The sequence below is a fragment of the Janthinobacterium amylolyticum genome, assembly GCF_051380655.1.
Classification (GTDB): Bacteria; Pseudomonadota; Gammaproteobacteria; order Burkholderiales; family Burkholderiaceae_D; genus Janthinobacterium.
This window is the reverse complement of record NZ_JBNYXL010000001.1, coordinates 210,971-231,519: the sequence shown is the minus strand read 5'-3', so window position 1 is coordinate 231,519 and position 20,549 is coordinate 210,971. Positions and strand designations below refer to the sequence as shown.

At 61.8% G+C, this 20,549-nt stretch carries 21 protein-coding genes; 14 read left to right on the top strand and 7 right to left on the bottom strand.

What is annotated here, in order from left to right:
• Positions 1-44: 44 nt before the first annotated feature.
• A complete protein-coding gene (locus ACQ4WR_RS01105; RefSeq protein ID WP_436484739.1) occupies positions 45-1,697 on the bottom strand; it encodes a 3-(methylthio)propionyl-CoA ligase in 1,653 nt (550 codons plus the stop codon).
• A 276-nt stretch (positions 1,698-1,973) separates the two neighbouring features.
• Between ACQ4WR_RS01105 and ACQ4WR_RS01100 the strand changes: the two genes are divergently transcribed.
• From ACQ4WR_RS01100 to ACQ4WR_RS01070, 7 genes are all read left to right on the top strand, one after another.
• Positions 1,974-3,452 (top strand): protein adenylyltransferase SelO, encoded by a 1,479-nt coding sequence (locus ACQ4WR_RS01100; protein ID WP_436484737.1) that lies wholly within the window; start codon positions 1,974-1,976, stop codon positions 3,450-3,452.
• A 9-nt stretch (positions 3,453-3,461) separates the two neighbouring features.
• Positions 3,462-3,863, top strand: a complete 402-nt coding sequence (gene msrB / locus ACQ4WR_RS01095; protein ID WP_070288499.1) for a peptide-methionine (R)-S-oxide reductase MsrB — start codon at positions 3,462-3,464, stop codon at positions 3,861-3,863.
• Between the two features lie 84 nt (positions 3,864-3,947).
• The gene (locus ACQ4WR_RS01090) at positions 3,948-4,577 is read left to right on the top strand and encodes a septation protein A (RefSeq protein WP_436484735.1); all 630 of its coding nucleotides are present in this window, start codon (positions 3,948-3,950) and stop codon (positions 4,575-4,577) included.
• Positions 4,574-4,873, top strand: coding sequence for a BolA family protein (locus ACQ4WR_RS01085; protein WP_258002966.1), 300 nt, complete (start codon positions 4,574-4,576; stop codon positions 4,871-4,873). Before ACQ4WR_RS01090 ends, ACQ4WR_RS01085 begins: the two co-directional genes overlap by 4 nt.
• 110 nt (positions 4,874-4,983) lie before the next feature.
• A complete protein-coding gene (locus ACQ4WR_RS01080; protein ID WP_436484733.1) occupies positions 4,984-5,763 on the top strand; it encodes a peptidylprolyl isomerase in 780 nt (259 codons plus the stop codon).
• A 114-nt stretch (positions 5,764-5,877) separates the two neighbouring features.
• Positions 5,878-6,654 (top strand): peptidylprolyl isomerase, encoded by a 777-nt coding sequence (locus ACQ4WR_RS01075; RefSeq protein ID WP_102294561.1) that lies wholly within the window; start codon positions 5,878-5,880, stop codon positions 6,652-6,654.
• Between the two features lie 58 nt (positions 6,655-6,712).
• Entirely contained in the window at positions 6,713-7,393 is a 681-nt protein-coding gene (locus ACQ4WR_RS01070) for a DNA alkylation repair protein (protein WP_436484731.1), read from the top strand.
• 18 nt (positions 7,394-7,411) lie between these two features.
• Here the strand turns inward: ACQ4WR_RS01070 and ACQ4WR_RS01065 are convergent, their stop codons facing one another.
• Complete coding sequence (locus ACQ4WR_RS01065) at positions 7,412-8,311, bottom strand: GNAT family N-acetyltransferase (protein ID WP_102294565.1); 900 nt, start codon at positions 8,309-8,311, stop codon at positions 7,412-7,414.
• 146 nt (positions 8,312-8,457) lie between these two features.
• Here ACQ4WR_RS01065 and ypfJ point away from each other — a divergent pair, with 146 nt between their 5' ends.
• Positions 8,458-9,351, top strand: a complete 894-nt coding sequence (gene ypfJ, locus ACQ4WR_RS01060; RefSeq protein WP_102294567.1) for a KPN_02809 family neutral zinc metallopeptidase — start codon at positions 8,458-8,460, stop codon at positions 9,349-9,351.
• Between the two features lie 44 nt (positions 9,352-9,395).
• On the opposite strand, the gene ACQ4WR_RS01055 is transcribed toward ypfJ, so the two are convergent.
• The 4 genes from ACQ4WR_RS01055 to ACQ4WR_RS01040 form a co-directional block, all read right to left on the bottom strand.
• Positions 9,396-10,157 carry a substrate-binding periplasmic protein gene (locus tag ACQ4WR_RS01055; protein ID WP_436484728.1) on the bottom strand — a complete coding sequence of 254 codons (762 nt, stop codon included), beginning with the start codon at positions 10,155-10,157 and terminating at the stop codon, positions 9,396-9,398.
• Positions 10,157-11,023 (bottom strand): carboxylating nicotinate-nucleotide diphosphorylase, encoded by an 867-nt coding sequence (gene nadC / locus ACQ4WR_RS01050; protein WP_436484726.1) that lies wholly within the window; start codon positions 11,021-11,023, stop codon positions 10,157-10,159. The genes ACQ4WR_RS01055 and nadC overlap by 1 nt, the downstream gene beginning before the upstream one ends.
• Complete coding sequence (gene nadA / locus ACQ4WR_RS01045; RefSeq protein WP_102296901.1) at positions 11,020-12,153, bottom strand: quinolinate synthase NadA; 1,134 nt, start codon at positions 12,151-12,153, stop codon at positions 11,020-11,022. The genes nadC and nadA overlap by 4 nt, the downstream gene beginning before the upstream one ends.
• Positions 12,154-12,390: 237 nt before the next feature.
• Positions 12,391-13,989 (bottom strand): ABC-F family ATPase, encoded by a 1,599-nt coding sequence (locus ACQ4WR_RS01040; RefSeq protein ID WP_102296814.1) that lies wholly within the window; start codon positions 13,987-13,989, stop codon positions 12,391-12,393.
• 283 nt (positions 13,990-14,272) lie between these two features.
• On the opposite strand from ACQ4WR_RS01040, the gene ACQ4WR_RS01035 reads away from it, so the two are divergent.
• Together ACQ4WR_RS01035 and ACQ4WR_RS01030 are read left to right on the top strand one after the other, a co-directional pair.
• The gene (locus ACQ4WR_RS01035) at positions 14,273-14,818 is read left to right on the top strand and encodes a DUF2939 domain-containing protein (RefSeq protein WP_436484724.1); all 546 of its coding nucleotides are present in this window, start codon (positions 14,273-14,275) and stop codon (positions 14,816-14,818) included.
• A gap of 168 nt (positions 14,819-14,986) precedes the next feature.
• A complete protein-coding gene (locus ACQ4WR_RS01030) occupies positions 14,987-15,670 on the top strand; it encodes a hypothetical protein (protein WP_436484722.1) in 684 nt (227 codons plus the stop codon).
• A 101-nt stretch (positions 15,671-15,771) separates the two neighbouring features.
• On the opposite strand, the gene ACQ4WR_RS01025 is transcribed toward ACQ4WR_RS01030, so the two are convergent.
• The gene (locus ACQ4WR_RS01025) at positions 15,772-16,464 is read right to left on the bottom strand and encodes a DUF3334 family protein (protein ID WP_436484720.1); all 693 of its coding nucleotides are present in this window, start codon (positions 16,462-16,464) and stop codon (positions 15,772-15,774) included.
• Between the two features lie 443 nt (positions 16,465-16,907).
• Here ACQ4WR_RS01025 and ACQ4WR_RS01020 point away from each other — a divergent pair, with 443 nt between their 5' ends.
• The 4 genes from ACQ4WR_RS01020 (at position 16,908) to ACQ4WR_RS01005 (ending at position 20,495) form a co-directional block, all read left to right on the top strand.
• A complete protein-coding gene (locus tag ACQ4WR_RS01020) occupies positions 16,908-18,602 on the top strand; it encodes a DUF6138 family protein (protein ID WP_436484718.1) in 1,695 nt (564 codons plus the stop codon).
• A gap of 95 nt (positions 18,603-18,697) precedes the next feature.
• Positions 18,698-19,387, top strand: a complete 690-nt coding sequence (locus tag ACQ4WR_RS01015; protein ID WP_436484717.1) for a hypothetical protein — start codon at positions 18,698-18,700, stop codon at positions 19,385-19,387.
• 24 nt (positions 19,388-19,411) lie between these two features.
• Entirely contained in the window at positions 19,412-19,744 is a 333-nt protein-coding gene (locus ACQ4WR_RS01010; RefSeq protein WP_436484715.1) for a hypothetical protein, read from the top strand.
• 109 nt (positions 19,745-19,853) lie between these two features.
• Entirely contained in the window at positions 19,854-20,495 is a 642-nt protein-coding gene (locus tag ACQ4WR_RS01005) for a hypothetical protein (protein ID WP_436484713.1), read from the top strand.
• Positions 20,496-20,549: the final 54 nt, after the last annotated feature.

Below are 20,549 nucleotides of genomic sequence, written 5' to 3'. Positions count from 1 at the left end.
CGGCCCTTGCCGCCGGATCAATCACGCATGGGCTCGCTGATGCATCACAGCCCCGGCAGCTTGTGCCCCTTGAACTGCTCCCGCAGCTTGTTCTTCTGGATCTTGCCCGTCGCGCCCATGGGCAAGGCGTCGATGAAGAGCACGTCGTCGGGCGTCCACCACTTGGCGATCTTGCCTTCAAAGAACTGCAACAAGGCTTCGCGCGTGACATCCATGCCGGGGCGCAGCACCACCACCAGCACGGGGCGCTCATCCCATTTCGGGTGGAACACGCCGATGCAGGCCGCCTGCAGCACGGCCGGGTGCGCCATGGCCAGGTTTTCCAGGTCGATGGTGCCAATCCACTCGCCGCCCGACTTGATCACATCCTTGCTGCGGTCGGTGATCTGCATGTAGCCGTCCGCATCGATGGTGGCCACGTCGCCCGTGGGGAACCAGCCATCCTGCAAGACGTCGCCGCCCTCGTTCCTGTAATACGAGGCAATGATCCACGGCCCTTTCACCAGCAGGTGGCCATAGGCCACGCCATCCCATGGCAATTCCTTGCCGTCGTCATCGACGATCTTCATGTCCACGCCATAGATCGCATGGCCCTGTTTGTGCAGGATGTCGCGCTGCGCTTCCTTGCTCATGGCCAGGTGCTTGGTCTGCAAGCCGCCCGTGGTGCCCAGTGGCGACATTTCCGTCATGCCCCAGCCGTGGATGACTTCCACGTCGAACTGGTCGATCAGGGTATCCATCATGGCCGGCGGGCACGCCGCGCCGCCGATCACCGTGCGGCGGAAGGTGGAAAACTTCAGGCCGTTCTGCAAGGCGTAGTTCAGCAAACCCAGCCAGACTGTGGGCACGCCGGCCGAGAACGTCACTTTTTCCGATTCGAACAGTTCATACAGCGACTTGCCGTCGAGCGCCGCGCCGGGAAACACCATGCGCGCGCCCGACAGCAGCACCGAATACGGCAAGCCCCAGGCATTCACGTGGAACATGGGCACGACGGGCAGGACCGTGTCGGTGGCGCGCACGTTCAGGGCGCTGGGCATGGCCGAGGCATAGGCGTGCAGCACCGTCGAGCGGTGCGAATACAAGGCGCCCTTCGGGTTGCCCGTGGTGCCCGAGGTGTAGCACAGGGCGGCGGCCGAGTTTTCGTCGAACACGGGCCACTCGTACTCGTCCGAGTGCGTGGCGATCAGGTCTTCATAGCACAGCAGGCCGGGTATGGTGCTGCTGGCGGGCATGCGGTCGCGGTCGCACATCAGCACGAAATGGCGCACGAAGGTGCAGTCGGCGGCGATTTTCTCCACCACGGGCAGGAAGGTCAGGTCGAACAGCAGCACCTGGTCTTCCGCATGATTCGAGATGTAGGCGATTTGTTCGGGAAACAGGCGCGGGTTAATCGTGTGCAAGACGGCACCCGAACCGGAGACGGCATAGTACGCTTCCAGGTGGCGGTAGCCATTCCAGGCCAGGGTGGCGACCCGGTCGCCCATGCCGATACCGAGGCCGTGCAAGGCATTTGCCAGGCGCCGCGCGCGCTGGTGGCAATCGCGGTAAGTATAGCGGTGCAGATCGCCTTCCACCCGCCGCGAGACGATTTCGCCACTGCCATAATGACGCGCTGCAAACTCGAGAATGCTGGAAATCAGCAGGGGCTGGTTCATCATCTGGCCCATTACTGGACTCATGGGAAATGCCGACATCGTGTCTCCTGGTATGCGAATGGGAAGCAGCCGGGAACGGCCCGCTTTTTTCTTGCGTGTTAATTGGGTGTTAACGACGATGAACTAGTTTCGTACGGTCGTGCGGAAATCGTCAACGCATTTCGATATTGCGATGCAGCATGGAATTTCTGATTCCGTTTTGCAGCGTGCCGCCACCCTACGCCAGCGCCCCTTGGCGAGCCGACGCACGCCCTGGCGCTGTGCGGTAAAATCGCCTTTTGGCCGGCGCTTTCTTTTCAAGCCGGCGCATCCACTTTGACTGGAATTGCCATCAGCGCTCATACCTTACCACTGGACAATGCATTCGCGGCCTTGCCGCCCGCGTTCTATACGCGGCTGATGCCCACGCCCCTGCCCGCGCCGTATTTCATCGCCGCCAGCGCGCCGGCCGCCAGCCTGATCGGCCTCGATGCCGCGCGCCTGGCCGAGCCTGACTACGTCGAACTGCTGAGCGGCAATACCGTGGCCGAGCGCTCGATCCCCTTGTCGGCCGTGTATTCGGGCCACCAGTTCGGCGTCTGGGCCGGCCAGTTGGGCGATGGGCGCGCCATCCTGCTGGGCGATATCGCCACGCAAAACGGCCCCATGGAGCTGCAGCTGAAAGGCGCGGGCGCCACGCCGTATTCGCGCATGGGCGACGGGCGCGCCGTGCTGCGCTCGTCCATCCGCGAATTCCTGTGCTCGGAAGCCATGGCGGCGCTGGGCATTCCCACCTCGCGCGCGCTGGCCATCATGGGCTCGCAGCAAGGCATCATGCGCGAAACACTGGAAACGGCGGCCGTCGTCACGCGCATGGCACCCAGTTTCGTGCGTTTCGGTTCCTTCGAACACTGGTTCTACCGCAAGAAGCCGGAGGAGCTGAAAATCCTTGCCGACTACATCATCGACGGCTTTTATCCGCATTTGCGCGCTGCATCAAATCCATATCAGGGCTTGCTGGCGGAAGTGTGCGTGCGCACGGCCGAGCTGATGGCGCAGTGGCAAGCCGTGGGCTTCATGCATGGCGTGATGAACACGGACAATATGTCGATCCTGGGCCTGACCATCGACTACGGCCCCTTCGGTTTCATGGAAGCGTTTGACGCCGAGCACATCTGCAACCATACGGACCAGCAAGGCCGCTATTCCTACAGCAACCAGCCGCAGGTGGGCCACTGGAACTGCTATGCGCTGGGCCAGGCCCTGCTGCCGCTGATCGGTGAAGTGGAAGAGGCGCAAGCGGCGCTGGACAGCTACCAGCCGGCTTTTGCCGCGAAGATGAACGCCCTGCTGCGCGCCAAGCTGGGCTTGCGCACCGCGCACGACGAAGATACCCAGCTGTTCGACGGCATGTTTGCGCTGATGCAGGCAAACCACGTGGATTTCACGCAGTTCTTCCGCAGCCTGTCTGCACTGCGGGTGGCGGCGCCGGAAAGCGATGCCCCGCTGCGCGACATGTTCATCGACCGCGCCGCGTTCGACACGTGGGCGGCAAGCTACCGCGCGCGCCTGCTGCAGGAGCACAGCGTCGATACGGAACGGCAAGTTGCCATGAACCTGGTCAACCCGAAATACGTGCTGCGCAACTACCTGGCGCAAGTGGCGATCGAGAAAGCCCAGCAGCACGATTACACGGAAGTGGCAAAATTGCTGGAAATTTTGCAAAAGCCATTTGACGAACAGCCCGAACACCAGCACTATGCGGCCCTGCCGCCCGACTGGGCCAGCCACCTTGAAGTCAGTTGCTCATCCTGAGGTATTACCATGACCACCAATAAAGTCAAAAAAACCGACGCCGAATGGCGCGCCATGCTCGATTCCATGCAGTACGAAGTGACGCGCCATGCGGCCACGGAGCGCGCCTTCACGGGCAAGTTCTGGGACCACCATGAACATGGCATCTACACCTGCGTCTGCTGCAACACGCCCTTGTTCGCGTCGGACACCAAGTTCGATTCCGGCTGCGGCTGGCCCAGCTATTTCCAGGCGCTCGACCCGGCCAACGTGACGGAAATCACCGACCGCAGCCACGGCATGCTGCGCACGGAAATCGTCTGCGCCGTCTGCGACGCCCACCTGGGCCACGTCTTCCCGGACGGCCCGCCGCCCACCGGACTGCGCTACTGCATCAATTCGGCCTCGCTGCGCTTCGACCCGCAGCCTTGATGCCACGGGAATGACCCGGGAAGCGAATGTTGCTCCTAAGTCATTCCTAAGATGTTTACACCACGATCATAGTAAAGTCTCGCCATGAAATTTCTATTCGACCTATTCCCCCTGATCGCCTTCTTTGCCGCCTTCAAGCTGGGCGGCATGTATGAAGCGGCCACGCACGATTTCGTGCAGCAATATCTGTCCGGCTTTGTCTCGGGCGGCCTGATCAAGGCTGACCAGGCCCCGTGGATCCTGGCGACGCTGGTCGGCATCATCGCCACGGCCTGCCAGGTCAGCTATCTGCTGCTGCGCGGGCGCAAGGTGGACGGCATGCTGTGGCTGTCGCTGTTCATCTTTGTCGTGTTCGGCGGCGCCAGCATTTACCTGCATGACGACTTCTTCCTGAAATGGAAGCCGACCTTGATCTACTGGCTGTCCGGCCTGGCTCTGCTGATCGCCTATGTGGGATTCAAGAAAAACCTGATCCGCAAGACCATGGAAGCGCAAGTGCAATTGCCCGATGCCGTGTGGGACCAGCTGCTGGCCGCATGGATCATCTTCTTTGGCGCCATCGGCGCACTGAACCTGTTCGTTGCCTTCGTGCTGTACAAGGGCGACATGGCCGCCTGGGTCAGTTTCAAGGCCTTTGGCGCGACGGGCATCTTCTTTGCCTTCATCGTGGCGCAAACGCTGTTCCTGGCCAAACATATCAAGGAAGACGCATGATGAATATCGACAATACGGCCGCGCCGGCAACGCGCATGGAGCGCATCCGTTCGCGCCTGGAAACGGCACTTTCTCCAGTGGAATGCGTGCTGGAAGACGACTCGGCGCGCCACCGGGGCCACGCGGGCGCCGCCTCGGGCGGAGGCCATTACAATCTGCGCATTATTTCTAGTCAATTTGAAGGCCTCAGACTCGTCATGCGCCATCGACTGGTGTATGATTCCGTGCACGATATGATGCATAATGAGATACATGCATTGGCGATTGTTGCGTTGGCGCCGTCCGAAGTAGCATAAGGATGGCGTTTTTGGCGTACCCGAATCACTTGGGTGCGCCGCAACTGGCGCCATGGCATGTTTTTCTTTCCATGCGTTTTTTACGAAACTTTCCCTAACAGGATTTAATAATGACTTTTAAGCCAGCCCGCTTGCTGATCGCACTACTCGCCGTTGTCGCGGTACCTGTTTTTGCGCAAAACGTTGCCGTTGTGAATGGCAAGCCTATCCCATCGTCGCGCGTTGATGCAGTCGTCAAGCAAGTCGTCGCCCAAGGCCAGCAACCGGATTCGCCGCAACTGCGCGAAATGATCAAGAAAGACTTGATCGGCCGTGAAGTGCTGATGCAAGAAGCGGAAAACAAAGGTTTCGGCAAAGATGCAGCCGTCAAGCAGCAAATCGAGAACGCACGCCAGGCCATCGTCATCAACGCCCTGGTCGGCGATTACCTGAAAAAGAACCCGGTCAGCGACGCTGAAATCAAGGCGGAATACGACCGCTTCGTGGCCCAGACCGGCGACAAGGAATACCATGTGCGCCACATCCTGGTGGCCACCGAAGCCGAAGCGAAAGACATCATCGCCAAGCTGAAAGGCGGCGCCAAGTTTGAAGACCTGGCCAAGCAATCGAAAGATGCGGGTTCGGCCGACAATGGCGGCGACCTGGACTGGGCAGCACCATCGTCGTTCCCGAAAGTGTTCTCGGACGCCTTCGTGAAACTGCAAAAAGGCCAGGTCACGGAAACCCCCGTGCAAACGCCTAACGGTTTCCACGTAATCAAGCTGGACGACACCCGCGCGGCAAAACTGCCGACCATGGAAGAAGTCAAGCCACAGATCGCCGAGTCGCTGCAGCAAAAGAAACTGCAAGCGTATCAGGAAGAAATGATCAAAAAAGCGAAAGTTCAATAAGAACTGACCTGCCCGGCGCCCTTTTCGGCGCCGGTCGTGTATTCTGCGTCTGAATGTGCCTGATTGCAGGCCATTCTTTTGTACCGGTTTTTTGTATACTTATTAGGAATGAACATGATTTTGAAGCCAGCCCGCCTGATCTTAGCCTTGGTAGCCGTTGTAGCGATCCCTGCGTTCGCGCAAAACGTGGCCACCGTGAATGGCAAGGCCATCCCGTCGTCGCGCGTCGACCAGGTCGTCAAGCAAGTCGTCGCCCAAGGCAAGCAAGCGGATTCGCCGCAACTGCGCGAAGCCATCAAGAAAGACCTGATCGGCCGCGAAGTGCTGATCCAGGAAGCCGACAAGCAAGGCTACGGCACGCGTCCGGAAGTCAAGTCGCAGATCGACAATGCCCGTCAAAGCATCATCATCAACGCCCTGCTGGCCGACTACGTGAAGAAAAATCCCGTCAAGGACGCGGAAATCAAGGCTGAGTACGACAAGTTCAAGGCGCAAGCCGGCGACAAGGAATACCATGCACGCCATATTCTGGTGGCCACCGAAGCCGAAGCGAAAGACATCATCGCCAAGCTGAAAGGCGGCGCCAAGTTCGAAGAGCTGGCCAAAGTATCGAAAGACGGTTCCGCTGCCAATGGCGGCGACCTGGACTGGGCTAGCCCGGCGTCGTACGTAAAACCATTCGCCGACGCCATGGTGGCCCTGAAACCAGGCCAGGTCACGCAAACGCCGGTGCAATCGCAATTCGGCTTCCACGTGATCAAGCTGGAAGAAACCCGTCCGACGAAGCTGCCGGCACTGGAAGAAGTCAAGGGCCAGGTGGCCGAGTCGCTGCAACAGAAGAAACTCGCCGCTTACCGCGATGAATTGATGAAGAAAGCAAAAATCCAGTAATATCGGTTGAAGATGAAAAGGCGCTCCACGGAGCGCCTTTTTTACGCCTGGAGATGCCATGAATCTACATGCAGAATTAAAAATCGCGCTGGAAGCGGCGGCCGAACCGGGCCGCGCGGCGCCCATGCAAGCCTATATGCGCGACCAGTTCATTTTCCTGGGCGTGGCCGCGCCGCAGCGGCGGATGGCCGCCAAGGGCTTGCTGGCAAGCTTGAAGGGCATCGATGCCGCGACCTTGCTGGAACACGCCCAACGGCTGTGGCAGCAGCCGCAGCGCGAGTACCAGCACGTGGCGCTCGACATGCTGGCCCTGCACCGGCGCCAGCTGGACGTCTCCCACCTCCCGACCCTGCTGGCCTTGGTACGCCAGCGCGCCTGGTGGGACAGCGTCGACGGCATGGCCGGCATCGTCGGCGCGGTGCTGCAGGCGGAACGGCGGCGCGGCGGCGATGGCCATGCACACATGGCGGAGGCCTTGCGCCATGACGATTTCTGGCTGCGCCGCATCGCCATGCTGCACCAGCTGGGCTGGCGCGGCGACACGGATGCGGGCAGGCTATTTGACACGGCCCTCGCGCTGGCGCATGAAGACGAGTTTTTCATCCGCAAGGCCATCGGCTGGGCCTTGCGCGACTATGCGCGCCACGCGCCCGAAACCGTGGCGGCCTTTGCCAACGCGCACCGCCAGCGGCTGTCAGCGCTCAGCTACCGCGAGGCCATGAAGCACCAGCCAAGCTAAATGTCTGCCTGCCGGGCTTTACAGCCGCTTGTGCATGCGCGCCAGCGGCAGTTGTATGTCGTCCGGCAAGTCCAGGTGAAACTCCTGCGTCACGGCAAAGCCGCTGGCCAGATACAGCGGCACGCCGGGCAAGGTGGCGGCCAGTTCCAGGGTGCTGAAACCGGCGGCCCGCGCCTGGCGCTCGCAATGGCGCATCAGCATGCTGCCCAGGCCCTGGCGCGCGGCAGCGGGCTCGACAAAGAAGGCGCGGATGCGTCCGGCCTGGCTGGCCGGGTCGAGCAGCGGGTCCGGCCCGCTCTTGGCGCGGTCGGCGCCATACAGGGTGGCGCGCCGGCTCCAGCCGCCGCAGGCCAGCATGGCGCCATCGCGTTCGATCACAAAATATGTCTGGTCGGCAACCAGCTGCGTATCGACGCCGAAGACGTGGCGGGTGACGGCGTCCGCTTGCTCGGGCGTATAAAAGCCCGCGCTCAGTTCCACGCCGGAGCGGGCGATCAGCGCATTCATGGCCGGCACATCGGCAGGCAACGCGACGCGCAAGCGCGTCAACGTGCCAAAGCTGAACCAGGCACGCGTGATGCGCGCCTGCTCCACTTCATACGTCGCCACCAGTTCCTGCGCGGACACGCCATCGTCCGTGTCGCCGTGGACGATCTCATGGTCGATCACCAGCTTGCCGCAGGCGATGCGGTTGAGTAACTGCGCCCGCGGCCGGCTGGCGGCAAAGCGGGCGACAAAGCGCGCACCGATCTGCGCGCCGCCCGTGGCCAGCAAGGTGGCCGGGTGCTCGAATTGCTGTGCGTCATCCGCGTAGATGGCCAGCAAGGCCGGCACGTCATGGGCATTGTAGGCGTCCAGTTGGGCCTGGACCACCGTGGAGGGCGAAATAGGTGTATCGTTGGCAAGCATCGTGTTCATGGCTGTTGTGATCAGGGTGGAAAGTTGCAAAGCGTAACACTGTCGCTCCTGTCGCGGCGCAGTTTGCTGCGATAATGATAAGACTCGCCTGAAGAGACATCTTGAGGCGTCATCAATTAATCGCAATCGCAGCAGGAGTCAATATCATGAAATGGGAAGGTAATCGCGAAAGCGACAATGTGGAAGACCGCCGTGGCGAAGGCGGCAGTGGCGGCGGGGGCGGCGGCTTTGGTTTTGGCGGACGCTCGATCGGCATCGGCACCATCGTCATCGCCCTGGTGGGTTCATACGTGCTGGGCGTCAACCCCCTCACCCTGCTCAACCTGCTCAGCGGTGGCGGCGGCGGACAAATCAGCACCCAGCAAAGCCAGGCACCGGCGCAGCAGCCGCCGGAATCCGACGAGATGGCGCGCTTCGTGAAAACCGTGCTGGCCGATACGGAAGACACCTGGAGCGCCCTGTTCAAGGCCGAAGGCGGCGCCTACGTGAAGCCCAAGCTGGTGCTGTTCTCGGGCAGCACCCCGACCGCGTGCGGCACGGGCCAGAGCGCCAGCGGTCCCTTTTATTGCCCCGGCGACCAGAAGGTCTACCTGGATCTGGATTTCTTCAACTTGATGCAGCAGCGCTTCAAGGTTTCCGGCGAATTTGCCGAGGCGTATGTGATCGCGCATGAAGTGGGGCACCACGTGCAGAACCTGCTGGGCCTGTCCGAAAAGGTCGACAATGCGCGCCGCACGCAATCGGAACGGCAGGCCAACGCCATGTCCGTGCGCCTGGAATTGCAGGCCGACTGCTTCGCCGGCGTGTGGGCCTATCACGCCAACGCCGACCGCAAGATACTGGAACAGGGCGACGTGGAAGCGGCCCTGAAAGCGGCCACGGCCATCGGCGACGATGCGCTGCAGCGCCAGGCGCAAGGCCATGTCGTGCCCGACTCATTTACCCACGGCACTTCGGAGCAGCGCGTGCGCTGGTTCAGCAAGGGTATCGAGAGCGGGCAGATTTCCCAGTGCAACACGTTTGAGGCGCGCCAGCTGTAGAGCAAACCCTGGCATGCCGCCCGGCGCGGCGGCATGCCGACCTGTCAGGGCACGCTGACGTCGTAGCGTTTGCCCAGCTTTTTCAATTCGCCCGTCTCGATCAGGTTATTCAGTTCCTGGTCGAACTGCAGGCGCAGCTTGTCGAAGGTTGGCGAGCGGGGAAAGGCAAAGTAGCCATTCTGCACTTCGATGACTTTGGGCAGCGGTTTCACCTGACGGCCATAGCCCAGGCGGGCGATGACGGGGTCGGTATTGCGGCGGTTGCTGACGAACACGTCGACGTGGTTGTGCACCAGCATCTTCAAGCCATTTTCCACATTGTTCGCCACGCTGACCTGCAAACCGGGGCGCACGCGTTCCCAGTCCGAACCGTAAGCCCAGCCATTGAGCAGCACCATCCTGCGGTTCTTCAGCACGCTGGAATCGCCATCCCAGCCAAAGCTGGCATCCTGGCGCGTATAAAAAACGATCTGGTCCTGGTAAAACGGCCTCTCGGAAAACGCCATGCTGGCGATGCGGTCCGGCGCCTTGTAGGGGCCAATGAGGATATCGGCCTGGCCTTGCACCAGCATGGCTTGCGCACGCGCCCACGGCACCATGCGGAACCGCACGGTATTGCCCGTGCGCGATGCCACCAGGCGCAGCAGTTCCACGCCCAGTCCCGCATATTCGCCGCTGGCCTGGTATTCGAACACGCGCTCGAACTGCGCGCCCACGGCCAGCAGCTCGCGGGCCGGCGCCTGCTGGGGGGTGGCCAGCACCGGCCACAGCAGCGCCAGGGCCAGCAAGCGCCCCGCTCTTTTCATCAGCCGACGATGCGCAAGGAGTAATCGGTGGCCCGCACATCCTTGGTCAGGCTGCCGATCGAGATGCGGTCCACGCCCGTCTCGGCAATGGCGCGCACGGTATCGACATTGATGCCGCCCGACGCTTCCAGCAGGGCGCGCCCGTTGGTGAGGGCCACGGCTTGGCGCATCATGTCGTTGCTGAAGTTATCGAGCAAGACGGAGACGGCGCCCGCGTCCAGCGCTTCCTGCAATTGCGCCAGGGTTTCCACTTCGATCTGCACGGGCACGCCCGCGTCGAGGTTGCGCGCGTTTTCCAGGGCCTGGCTGACACCGCCGGCGGCCGCGATATGATTTTCCTTGATCAGGATGCCGTCGTACAGGGCCAGGCGCTGGTTCTTGCCGCCACCGACGCGTACCGCGTACTTTTGCGCCAGGCGCAGGCCAGGCAAGGTCTTGCGCGTATCTAAAATGGACGCCTTGGTGCCGGCCACCACGTCCACATACTGGCGCGTGGCCGTGGCCACGGCGGATAGCAGTTGCAGGAAATTGAGGGCGCTGCGCTCGGCCGTGAGCAAGGCGCGCGCCGGCGCTTCAATCGTGCAGACAACGCTGTCGGCCGCCATCATGTCGCCTTCGGCATAATGCCAGGCAATGTCGATGCTGCGGTCCAGGCTTTTCATGATGCCTTCAAACCATGGCGCGCCGCACAGCACGGCCGCTTCGCGCACGATGACACGGGCCGTGACGATATGGTCGGGCGGCACCAGTTCGCCCGTCAGGTCGCACTGGCCCACGTCTTCCAGCAAGGCGGCCAGCAAATTGCCTTCGAACGCGCGCGCCAGGGCCGGGTCAAAGGGAGCGAAAGAATTAACGAGGGTACTCATGCTGGACCGATTCCTTGGAACAATTTAGTTTCTTTTGCCAGATCGGCGCCCGGCTGCACACCGGCCTTCTTGGCGGCGGCGAAGTCGAGCATGCGGTTGATCGAGCGCACGGCCAGCTGGCCGACGGCGGCGTCGACGTGGATTTCGTTGTGCATGTTTTCCAGCGTCTCGGCCAGATTCAGCAAGCCATTCATGGCCATCCACGGGCAGTGCGCGCAGCTCTTGCAGGTGGCGCTGTTGCCGGCGGTCGGCGCTTCGATGAAACGTTTGCCTGGCGCGGCCGCGCGCATCTTGTGCAGGATGCCGTTGTCGGTGGCGACGATGAAAGTGTCCGTGTCCATGCTTTGCGCCGCCGCGATCATCTGCGACGTCGAGCCCACCATGTCGGCCAGGGCCACGACGTTGGCGGGCGACTCCGGATGCACCAGCACCTTGGCCTGCGGATACTCTTCCTTGAGCAAGTCGAGTTCGATGCCCTTGAACTCGTCGTGCACCAGGCAGCTGCCCTGCCACAGCAGCATGTCGGCGCCCGTCTGCTTCTGAATATATCCGCCCAGGTGCTTGTCCGGCGCCCAGAGGATTTTCTTGCCCTGCGCATGCAGGTGGGCCACGATGTCGAGGCCGATGGAAGACGTCACCATCCAGTCCGCGCGCGCTTTCACGGCCGCGCTGGTGTTGGCATACACCACCACCGTGCGGTCAGGATGCGCGTCGCAAAAGGCCGTGAACTCATCGGCCGGGCAACCGAGGTCGAGCGAGCAGGTCGCGTCGAGGTCGGGCATCAAGACGGTTTTCTCCGGACTGAGGATCTTGGCCGTTTCGCCCATGAAACGCACGCCGGCCACGACCAGGGTCTTGGCCGGATGGTCGCGCCCGAAGCGGGCCATTTCCAGGGAATCGGAGACGCAGCCGCCCGTGGCTTCCGCCAGGTCTTGCAGGTCAGCATCAACGTAGTAGTGGGCAACGAGCACGGCTTCGCGCTCGGTCAGCAGGCGCTTGATGCGCGCGATGAGTTCGGCTTTTTCAGCCGGGGAAGGCGTCGCTGGCGTGCGTGCCCAGGCGTGGGCAGTGCAGCTGGCTCCGTCTTGTGGATGTTCATACTCGACGGATTTGATGGCTAAAGTTTGCATGGCTGTGTCAAACAAAAACGGGATAGACCGGCACGATTGCAATAAAGCAGGTGCGCCGGAACGAATGGACCGCGGCGCGTCGGTGTGGGGCTGGGTGACAGCTGGCCGGCATTGTCGGATTACGTTCCGCCTCGGCGGCCCCGCTAATCCGACCTACCGGCCTGTGCCAACCGATTGCATCTGGCGTAGGTCGGATTAGCGCACAGCGCGTAATCCGACGCAACGTTAAGCTACAAATCAATCAATACCCTGGCTCTTCAGATAGTCTTCATAGTTGCCACGGTAGTCGACCACTTCATCTTCCTTGATCTCGATGATGCGGTTGGCCAGCGAGGAAACGAATTCGCGGTCATGCGAGACGAAGATCAGGGTGCCCGCGTATTTTTCCAGCGCGATGTTCAAGGATTCGATCGATTCCATGTCCATGTGGTTGGTCGGCTCATCGAGCATCAGCACGTTGTGGCGGCCAAGCATCAGCTTGCCGTACATCATGCGGCCTTTTTCACCACCGGACAGTACCTTGACGGCCTTTTTCACGTCGTCGCCGCCGAACAGCAGGCGGCCCAGGATGGAGCGCACGGCCTGGTCGTCGTCGCCCTCTTTCGTCCACTGGCCGATCCAGTCGGTCAGGTTCGTATCCTTGGCGAAATCTTCCGTCGGGTCTTGCGGCATGTAGCCGACATTCGCGTTTTCCGCCCACTTCACGCGGCCCTGGTCTGGCTGCAGGCCGGCGATCTCGCCCGCGATGCAGCGCAGCATGGTGGTCTTGCCGGCGCCGTTGGCACCGATGATGGCGATGCGTTCGCCCGCCTCGACCATGATGGAAAAGTTCTTGAACAGCTGGCGATCGAAGCCTTTCGAGATGTTCTCGACTTCCACGGCCAAACGGTGCAATTTCTTCTCGCCGTCAAAACGCACGAACGGGTAGGCGCGCGACGATGGCTTGATGTCGTCAACCTTGATCTTTTCGATCTGCTTGGCGCGCGACGTCGCCTGGCGGGCCTTGGATTTGTTGGCGGCGAAGCGGCGCACGAATTCCTGCAGCTCGGCAACCTTGTCCTTGGCTTTCGCGTTGTTGGCCAGTTGCTGGTTGCGCGCCTGGGTCGAGGCGAACATGTATTCGTCGTAGTTGCCCGGATAAATCTTCAAGGTGCCGTAATCCATGTCGGCCACGTGGGTACAGACCTGGTTCAGGAAGTGGCGATCATGGGAAATGATGATCATGGTGGAGTTACGCTCGTTGAGCACGTCTTCCAGCCAGCGAATCGTGTTGATATCGAGGTTATTCGTCGGCTCGTCGAGCAGCAGGATGTCCGGGTTCGAGAACAGCGCCTGCGCCAGCAGCACGCGCAGCTTCCAGCCTGGCGACACATTGCTCATCGGGCCCTGGTGCAGGTCGATGGCGACACCGGCGCCCAGCAGCAGTTCGCCGGCACGCGATTCGGCCGTATAGCCGTCGTATTCGGACACTTTGCCTTCCAGCTCGGCCGCCTGCATGTAGTCGTCGTCCGTCGCTTCAGGGTTCGCGTAGATCGCGTCGCGCTGCTGGATGGCGGCCCACATTTCCGTGTGGCCCATCATGACGACGTCGAGGACGCGCATGTCTTCAAAGGCAAACTGGTCCTGGCGCAGCTTGCCCAGGCGCTCGTTGGTATCGAGCATGACATTGCCGCCCGACGGGTCGAGGTCGCCGCCCAGGATCTTCATGAACGTCGACTTGCCGCAGCCGTTCGCGCCGATCAAGCCATAGCGGTTGCCGTCGCCGAACTTGACGGAGATATTCTCAAACAATGGCTTGGCGCCAAACTGCATCGTAATATTTGCTGTAGATAGCATGTGATATTGGGTCTTTATTCAGTTAAAACAGCTAGTTAAGTACTTTTCTCCCATTATACAGCACCGGCCATGCCCCACTCCATAGCCGCCCATGAAACAGCGTCCGGGCCGGTGCCTTGGGCGCCTCAGGATGTGCGGCAATGCTGCGCCAGGACAAACACTATTGCCGCATTTCTATTTTGAAGGTACGCTGCGACGCCGGACACGGCCACACTTGACGGCGTCCGGTCATTGACTTGCGCCTTTGCCCTATCGTCTTTCCCTACTAATCAACAGGTATCACTTGAGAAAAATCACCCTCGCCGCCACCGTGGCCGCCATTGCCATCGTCGCTACCGCCTATGCGTCGCCGTACTACGCCTTGCATCAGATTAAGACCGCCGTGGCCGAGCGTAATGCCGACGCCCTGGCCAGCCACGTGGACTTCCCTGCCCTGCGCGACAGCGTCAAGACCCAGCTGCAAACGGCCATGGCCGGCAGCGTCCAGGCTGCGGGCGGCAGCGACAACCCCTTCGCCGCCATGGGCCAGGCCATCGCCGGCGCCATGATGGGCAAGATGGTCGACGCCATGGTGTCGCCCGCCGGCGTCGTCGCGCTGGTCAACAAGAGCGCCATCAGCCCGCAAGCGGGTGCGGACGATGGCGCCGGCGCCAGCACTGGCGATGCACGGGAAAAAGCCGATTATTCTGCAGGCTATACCGCCTGGGACACCTTCGCCGTGCGCTCGAAAGATGGCGAGAAGCATGGCGCGCTGCTCTTGAAGCGTCATGGCCTGTGGGGCTGGAAGCTGAGCGCAATCGAGATTGCGCCGGCGGTGGCCGGGCGATAGGACGGCAGGCGCGGCCATCCTTGACGCGCCCGCCATTCTTGCCGGCACGCCTCGCCATGCACGCACTTCCTCCCGTGCGCCCATAGGCAAAGCCGGCATTCGATGCCAGAATGCCTATGAGTCGTCTCGATATCCATGTGCCATACCGCTCAACATTTCCGAGGTCCCATGCTGACTAAACACATTCTGACACTGGCCATCGCCGCCAGCCTCGCCGGCCTGACCCACGCCGCGCCGCTTGAAACGAAGCAGGTCGAGCGCATCCGCGCTGCCGAGGCACGCATGCAGGAAGAAGCGTCGAAAGCGTCCAATCCGGATGCGCCCGCAGCGCTGCCGATAGCGACCGACATCTCGCTGGCGGAACTGGAGCGCCGCTGGGCCCTGGGCCAGGCGCAGACGACGGAACAGCGCTTCACCAGCGCGATCGCGCCAGCCGCGCTGAGCGCCATGGCGCAGCAGATCGGCTGCCAGGATATTGTCGGCGTGCAACCGATGGGCTTCCCCATGGCGCGCGAGCAGCCCACCGTGCTGAACGGTGGACACTTGCTGGCCCGTTGCCCTGACAGGGCCTACCTGACGATCTCGGCCATGTCGATGGCGGGCAAGTCCGGTAACCGCGCCAGCATTTCGCCGCAGTCGTTCGACCAGACCGTCGATGGCAAGCCGGCGCGGCGCCTGTACTACAAGGCGCCCAACGGACGCCAGCAGGAAACGCTGACCGTCGCCGATGGCGACCTGGTCTACATGCTTGCCTACTGGTGGCACGATGACGCCAAGCACCCTGGCATGGCCGGAGAACGGCGTCTGTTGAAGCTGTCGTCCCTGCCGGCACCAGCGCCTGCATCCAAATGAAGTCTGCGTACAACGCAAACCGGCTGCGCGGGCCTGTGCGGCCGGCACAGCCGGATGTCGATATGGCGTGGCGGCAAGCATGCCGCCACGCCGGGTAATACTTACATGCCCAGCGACTTGAGCAGGTCGGAGTTGTCGTCCTCGTCCGGCGCGGCCGCTGCCGGCGATGCTGCCTGGCTGGCCTGGCTGGCGTGCTCGGTGGCCATCAGCGCATCGGTATCGTATTCCTTGGAATCGAAATCGTGCAGTTTGATGAATTCCGTGCGGTCGATGGCCAGTTCCAGGTAGAAAATGTTGTTCTTTTCCGTGTAGAACGTTACGCGGCGCATTTCCGGGCGGTCCAGTGGCGTATCAACGCTGAGCATCACCTGCTTGTTCAGTACCAGCATCTTCGGCTGGTTCTGCGTGATATTCGTTTGCAGCTCACGCCGTACCTTGCCCGTGAAGTCGCCCACGATCTGGTTCATCAGCTCGCCCATGATGTTGGACACTTCGTCCGACGTGTAAAAGCTGGCCAGTTCCGACTTTGGCATACCCATGTGCAACATGTAGCGCTCGTAGATTTCCATCGCCGTGTCGGCGGCGAAATTCAAGACCACCAGGCCCGTGAAGCCGCCATCGAACATCACGAAGCAGCCAATGTCCGGCTTCAGCCCGGTCTTGGTGATGCGTTGCACCATGCCCGAATAATTCACCTTGCTTTGCGTCGCCACGTTGAGCACCCGCACGACCGAGTTACACAAACTCATCAACAAATCTTCTGTACCGTACACAACTGCCTTTTCTGGATTCATGAACAACCTCTCTTACTTTTTTAAGATGACAGCACAGCTTCCCTGCCCGCCGCGAGCCGCAACCGGACGGTTGCGCTCAGCTGGCGGACGACTTCATCTTTGCCTGCCCGATGGTGCCTGATGGTGCCTGGCCACGCCAGCCTTCCTGCCGCTGGAGCGTGAGCGTATTCTTACTTTTTTCTGTATAGAAATAAGTATCAGATGCGCAGAATACCGAGATGTAACATTTCCGTCCAGCCATACCTGCATTTACTTGACGATCTGTGCGGAAATACAAAAGCGGCGGCGCATCGCCCGCAAAGCGGCCAGGCATGCAACATTATGCGAAAGATCACCTTTCCCGGCCGTCACCCGCACACTGCAGGCGGCGAGGGGCAGCCGCTTGTTTTATACTGCCGCGCAAGAATGACGCAAACGCAACATGAATGGAGAGGCAACAGACGATGAGCACACTGCAAGAGCAGGTCACGGCGGAAATGAGCGCGGCGATCCATGCCTGGTTTGATGAACGGCTACAGCGCACGGACCTGGCACAGGCGGTCGAGCGCACATCCTTGCAAGTAGGCATCTTCAACGACTTCATGCTCGACTATAAGCCAGGGCGCGCGACAGCCGACGATATCGACCTGGGCCTGGACTTCGACGACGCCGCGCCACGCAAGACGGTGGAGCGCCTTGACGAGGCGCAGATGCGCGACGCAGTCGTGCCACAGCTGACGGCCGTGGTGCAGGCCCGGCTGGCCCCGCTGGTGGACACGCGGATGATCGACTACCGCTTTACTTGCCGCGGCAAGTTCCAGACGGCGCAAGGCAAGCTGCATATGACCTTGCTCGACTATGTCAACGAGCCAAAACGCCAGGACTTGCTGGCGCGCATCCACGCCTACGTCGATCAACAGCTGGCCCACGGCACGCAGCCGACAAAGCCACTGGAAACTTTTTTCCTGGCGCGCCACCTGCTCGACCCGCTGCTGTTTCCCAAGCCTGACGCGGCCTGGACCATCGCACAGTACGAACGCATCCAGGCATTGAGCAAGGCCAGCCCCGACGCCCTGGCAGAGCACCGCCACAACATCATCCGTGCCATTACGCAATGGGCGGAAGATGATTTCCTTCCCCAATTTTATGACCGCAGCCTGTCCGCCTACCGCGCCACGGAATACAGCCTGAAGGCGGGCGCGCCACCCGCGACCGGCGCGGACGCGCTGCAGCCGATCGACCTGCTGCTGTATGGCGCGGTGATGATCTTGCGCCATGATGCCAGCTATGCCAAATCGAAGGGCCTGAAATTCCTGGAAATCGCCCGTGAACTGGGCAGCGAGCGGGCCGTGCGCATGCTGCAGGAAGGCAGCGGCACCTTCGGCAATGCAGAAGTGCACCTCAAAAATACCCTGCTGGAATGCCGTGCCAATGACGTGTTCGCCACCATGACCATCCACATCGCCAGCGAAGAGGCCGAGGCCTATGCGCAGGCGCTGGCCTTCATCACCCACTTGCTGCGCAACGGTTTTCCGCCCAGCTACCAGATCAAGCTCAAGTCGAAGGTCAAGGACTACTTGCCGGTCAAGGGCCTGGCGAAGTCCGATACGCACCGCTTCTTTGCCAACGCCCTTGCCTTCCCCGCCCTGCATATGGCGCTGGAAACGTATGCGCGCGCGGCCATCGCGCAATATGAATTCTATGCCGACACGGAAGGCGAGAAAAATTGCATGCCCGGCAGCTACGCCGCGTTTGGCCTGGGCTTGCTGGACGCCCGCCACTTCCCCCTGGTACAAGACTACATGGCACAGGTGGACGAGGAGCATCAATCCGTGCAGGACCAGTTCACGGCAGCCTTCGTGGCGCGTCACGGCATCACGCCGCAGAGCATTCCCGTGCTGGTGGCCTGCCTGCGCGCCTGCACGGACGATGTGAAGCTCAAGGTTCAGGCGGACTTCGAAGACGTGGGCCATTTGGCCTGCCTGTACCAGCAGCTGCAGCCGCTGGAAGACTATCTGGTCGAACATGTGCTGTATGCCATCTGGGGCAAGCTGGAAAAACTGGCGGCGCTGGCGCGCAAGGCGGATGGACGGCGCCAGGAACTGCTGCTGGCCCTGCTTGCCGCGGCGCACAAGAAGGACGGCAACGGCCATGCCTGAAGTGTGCAACGTTATGACTTTCACCATCTATAATGCGCAGCGCAAGAGTTGCCATTATGCATCTTTTGCGCCTGACATTGAATCGTGGAGAAAACATGCAACAAATGAAACACCCCGCTGCCAGACTGCTGGCCGCTACGCTGGCAACGACGTTCGCCGCCGCGCTGATCCAGCCTGCCATGGCGGCCCCCGCCGCCGAGCTGGCGCCCATCGACGTGGCCAATCTGTACATCAAGACTATCGTCAACCAGGATGAAGCCAGCGTCGCCAGGCTCAACGCCTATCTGCGCCCCACCCGCCTGGCGGGCCAGCAGCCGGCCGAATATGCATCGTTGAGCGGCCTGCAAGAAACCACCGCGCAATTCCCGAAGCAAACCGGCAAGCTGATCGTTGACCTCTTCCCCGCCAGCATGCACGCGGCACTCACGCCGGCCGCCGAGTCGCTGGCCGCGAATGTCATCGCCGCCAAGAATGGCGCCGTCTGCCAAGCCACCAAGGCCGATCCGGTGACGGTGGACAATGGCATACAGACAGCCGCCGTCAGTTTCGAATGCCATCTCGTCAAGGTCGCTGTCGCCTGGGCACCTGCTTCACAGCAACTGGCGAAGAGCGGCTGCAAGGTCGAGCAATGCGTCGCCGGCTTGCAAAAGATCGCCGCGGCGTACACGTCCTCGCCGAAGCAGACCTGGCGCGCCGTGTTTGCCGTCAGCCGCGAGAAAAATACGGAAGCGTGGCGCAATGATTTTGCGCGCGAAACGTTCGATGAAATCTGGGACTACCTGTAACCGCGCACGCAATGACAAACGCCGATGGATAAACCCAAGCTGACGCCCGTCGCCCAGCCCGCAGGCATGGCCTTGCTGCGCCTGCTCGGCCCCGACCACGTGGACGGCGCACTGGTCAAGCAGGTGCTGGAGCAAGACCTGGCCAGCCTGCACGGCAAGCAATTGCTGGCGCTGCTGCGCCGGCTGCGCGCCGCACAATCGAACGAGTGCGATTATGCGGGCGCCAGCCCGGCGCAGGCCGGGCAGCAGTTCGGCGCCGCCATCGCCGCCGTCAAGGCGGAGCTGGCGACGCGCCCGCACATCCTGAACAAGCAGGAAGCCAGGGCGCTGCGCCAGGCCGCAGCCAGGCAGCGCTAATCAAGGCGCAGGCCGGCCGCAAGGCGTCCAGCCGCCTTCCAGCCGTGCGCGCAAGCACGCCACCCGCCTTCTATAATCGACGGATCGTTTCCGCAACTGAAAGGTTCTCATGCCCACCCGATTTACCCGCCACCTTGCCAGCTGCTCGGTGCTGGCGCTGGCCAGTCTGGCCTCCATGCCGGCGACCCATGCCCAGGAGTTAGGCCCCGTCGATGCGCGTGCCGTGTGGCAGGAACGCTCGCTGTCGGCCTGCCGCAGCGAAACATCGACGACCGCGCCCGACGTCTGCCTGCTGCGCACCATGCGGCGCAGCGGCGCCCGCCCGCAAGCCATCGCCGCCGCCAGGATGCTGGTGAAAGCCAACAATCCCGGCTTCATTTCGGCCTGGCGGCCGCTGGGCAAGGCCGCCCTGGCCACCGTCACCTATCCTTTCCGCGCCAACATGAATGAAGGCACCCTGCTGATCGGCAGCGATGGCGCGGCCTTCGACGTCGACGTAGGGTCCGTGAGCGAGGAAGACCGCGCCACGCCGGCCTGGCGCGCCTTTGCCGCCGCCCACCCGGATGCCGTACCATTTGCGCTGGCCGATTTCATGGGCAGCACGGCCACGGCCGATGGCGGCCTGAGCGTGCTGTTTTCCACGGCCCTGAAAACCTGCCACGCTTGCGCGGACGACGGCGCCCTGCTGGTCGCGTATGCCCTCGACAGGGATGGCATCGTGCGCGAACGAAAGCTATTGACGATCAAGTGATAACGATCAAACGATAACGATCAAACAAGGCTGCAGCAAAGACAAGATAGAGAG

Bases quoted from the DNA above. Each gene is read 5' to 3' on its own strand.
- ACQ4WR_RS01105 (WP_436484739.1), bottom strand. From the start codon at position 1,697: ATGTCGGCATTTCCCATGAGTCCAGTAATGGGCCAGATGATGAACCAG.
- msrB (WP_070288499.1), top strand. From the start codon at position 3,462: ATGACCACCAATAAAGTCAAAAAAACCGACGCCGAATGGCGCGCCATG.
- ACQ4WR_RS01090 (WP_436484735.1), top strand. From the start codon at position 3,948: ATGAAATTTCTATTCGACCTATTCCCCCTGATCGCCTTCTTTGCCGCC.
- ACQ4WR_RS01085 (WP_258002966.1), top strand. From the start codon at position 4,574: ATGATGAATATCGACAATACGGCCGCGCCGGCAACGCGCATGGAGCGC.
- ACQ4WR_RS01080 (WP_436484733.1), top strand. From the start codon at position 4,984: ATGACTTTTAAGCCAGCCCGCTTGCTGATCGCACTACTCGCCGTTGTC.
- ACQ4WR_RS01075 (WP_102294561.1), top strand. From the start codon at position 5,878: ATGATTTTGAAGCCAGCCCGCCTGATCTTAGCCTTGGTAGCCGTTGTA.
- ACQ4WR_RS01070 (WP_436484731.1), top strand. From the start codon at position 6,713: ATGAATCTACATGCAGAATTAAAAATCGCGCTGGAAGCGGCGGCCGAA.
- ACQ4WR_RS01065 (WP_102294565.1), bottom strand. From the start codon at position 8,311: ATGAACACGATGCTTGCCAACGATACACCTATTTCGCCCTCCACGGTG.
- ypfJ (WP_102294567.1), top strand. From the start codon at position 8,458: ATGAAATGGGAAGGTAATCGCGAAAGCGACAATGTGGAAGACCGCCGT.
- ACQ4WR_RS01055 (WP_436484728.1), bottom strand. From the start codon at position 10,157: ATGAAAAGAGCGGGGCGCTTGCTGGCCCTGGCGCTGCTGTGGCCGGTG.
- nadC (WP_436484726.1), bottom strand. From the start codon at position 11,023: ATGAGTACCCTCGTTAATTCTTTCGCTCCCTTTGACCCGGCCCTGGCG.
- nadA (WP_102296901.1), bottom strand. From the start codon at position 12,153: ATGCAAACTTTAGCCATCAAATCCGTCGAGTATGAACATCCACAAGAC.
- ACQ4WR_RS01040 (WP_102296814.1), bottom strand. From the start codon at position 13,989: ATGCTATCTACAGCAAATATTACGATGCAGTTTGGCGCCAAGCCATTG.
- ACQ4WR_RS01030 (WP_436484722.1), top strand. From the start codon at position 14,987: ATGCTGACTAAACACATTCTGACACTGGCCATCGCCGCCAGCCTCGCC.
- ACQ4WR_RS01025 (WP_436484720.1), bottom strand. From the start codon at position 16,464: ATGAATCCAGAAAAGGCAGTTGTGTACGGTACAGAAGATTTGTTGATG.
- ACQ4WR_RS01020 (WP_436484718.1), top strand. From the start codon at position 16,908: ATGAGCACACTGCAAGAGCAGGTCACGGCGGAAATGAGCGCGGCGATC.
- ACQ4WR_RS01015 (WP_436484717.1), top strand. From the start codon at position 18,698: ATGCAACAAATGAAACACCCCGCTGCCAGACTGCTGGCCGCTACGCTG.
- ACQ4WR_RS01010 (WP_436484715.1), top strand. From the start codon at position 19,412: ATGGATAAACCCAAGCTGACGCCCGTCGCCCAGCCCGCAGGCATGGCC.
- ACQ4WR_RS01005 (WP_436484713.1), top strand. From the start codon at position 19,854: ATGCCCACCCGATTTACCCGCCACCTTGCCAGCTGCTCGGTGCTGGCG.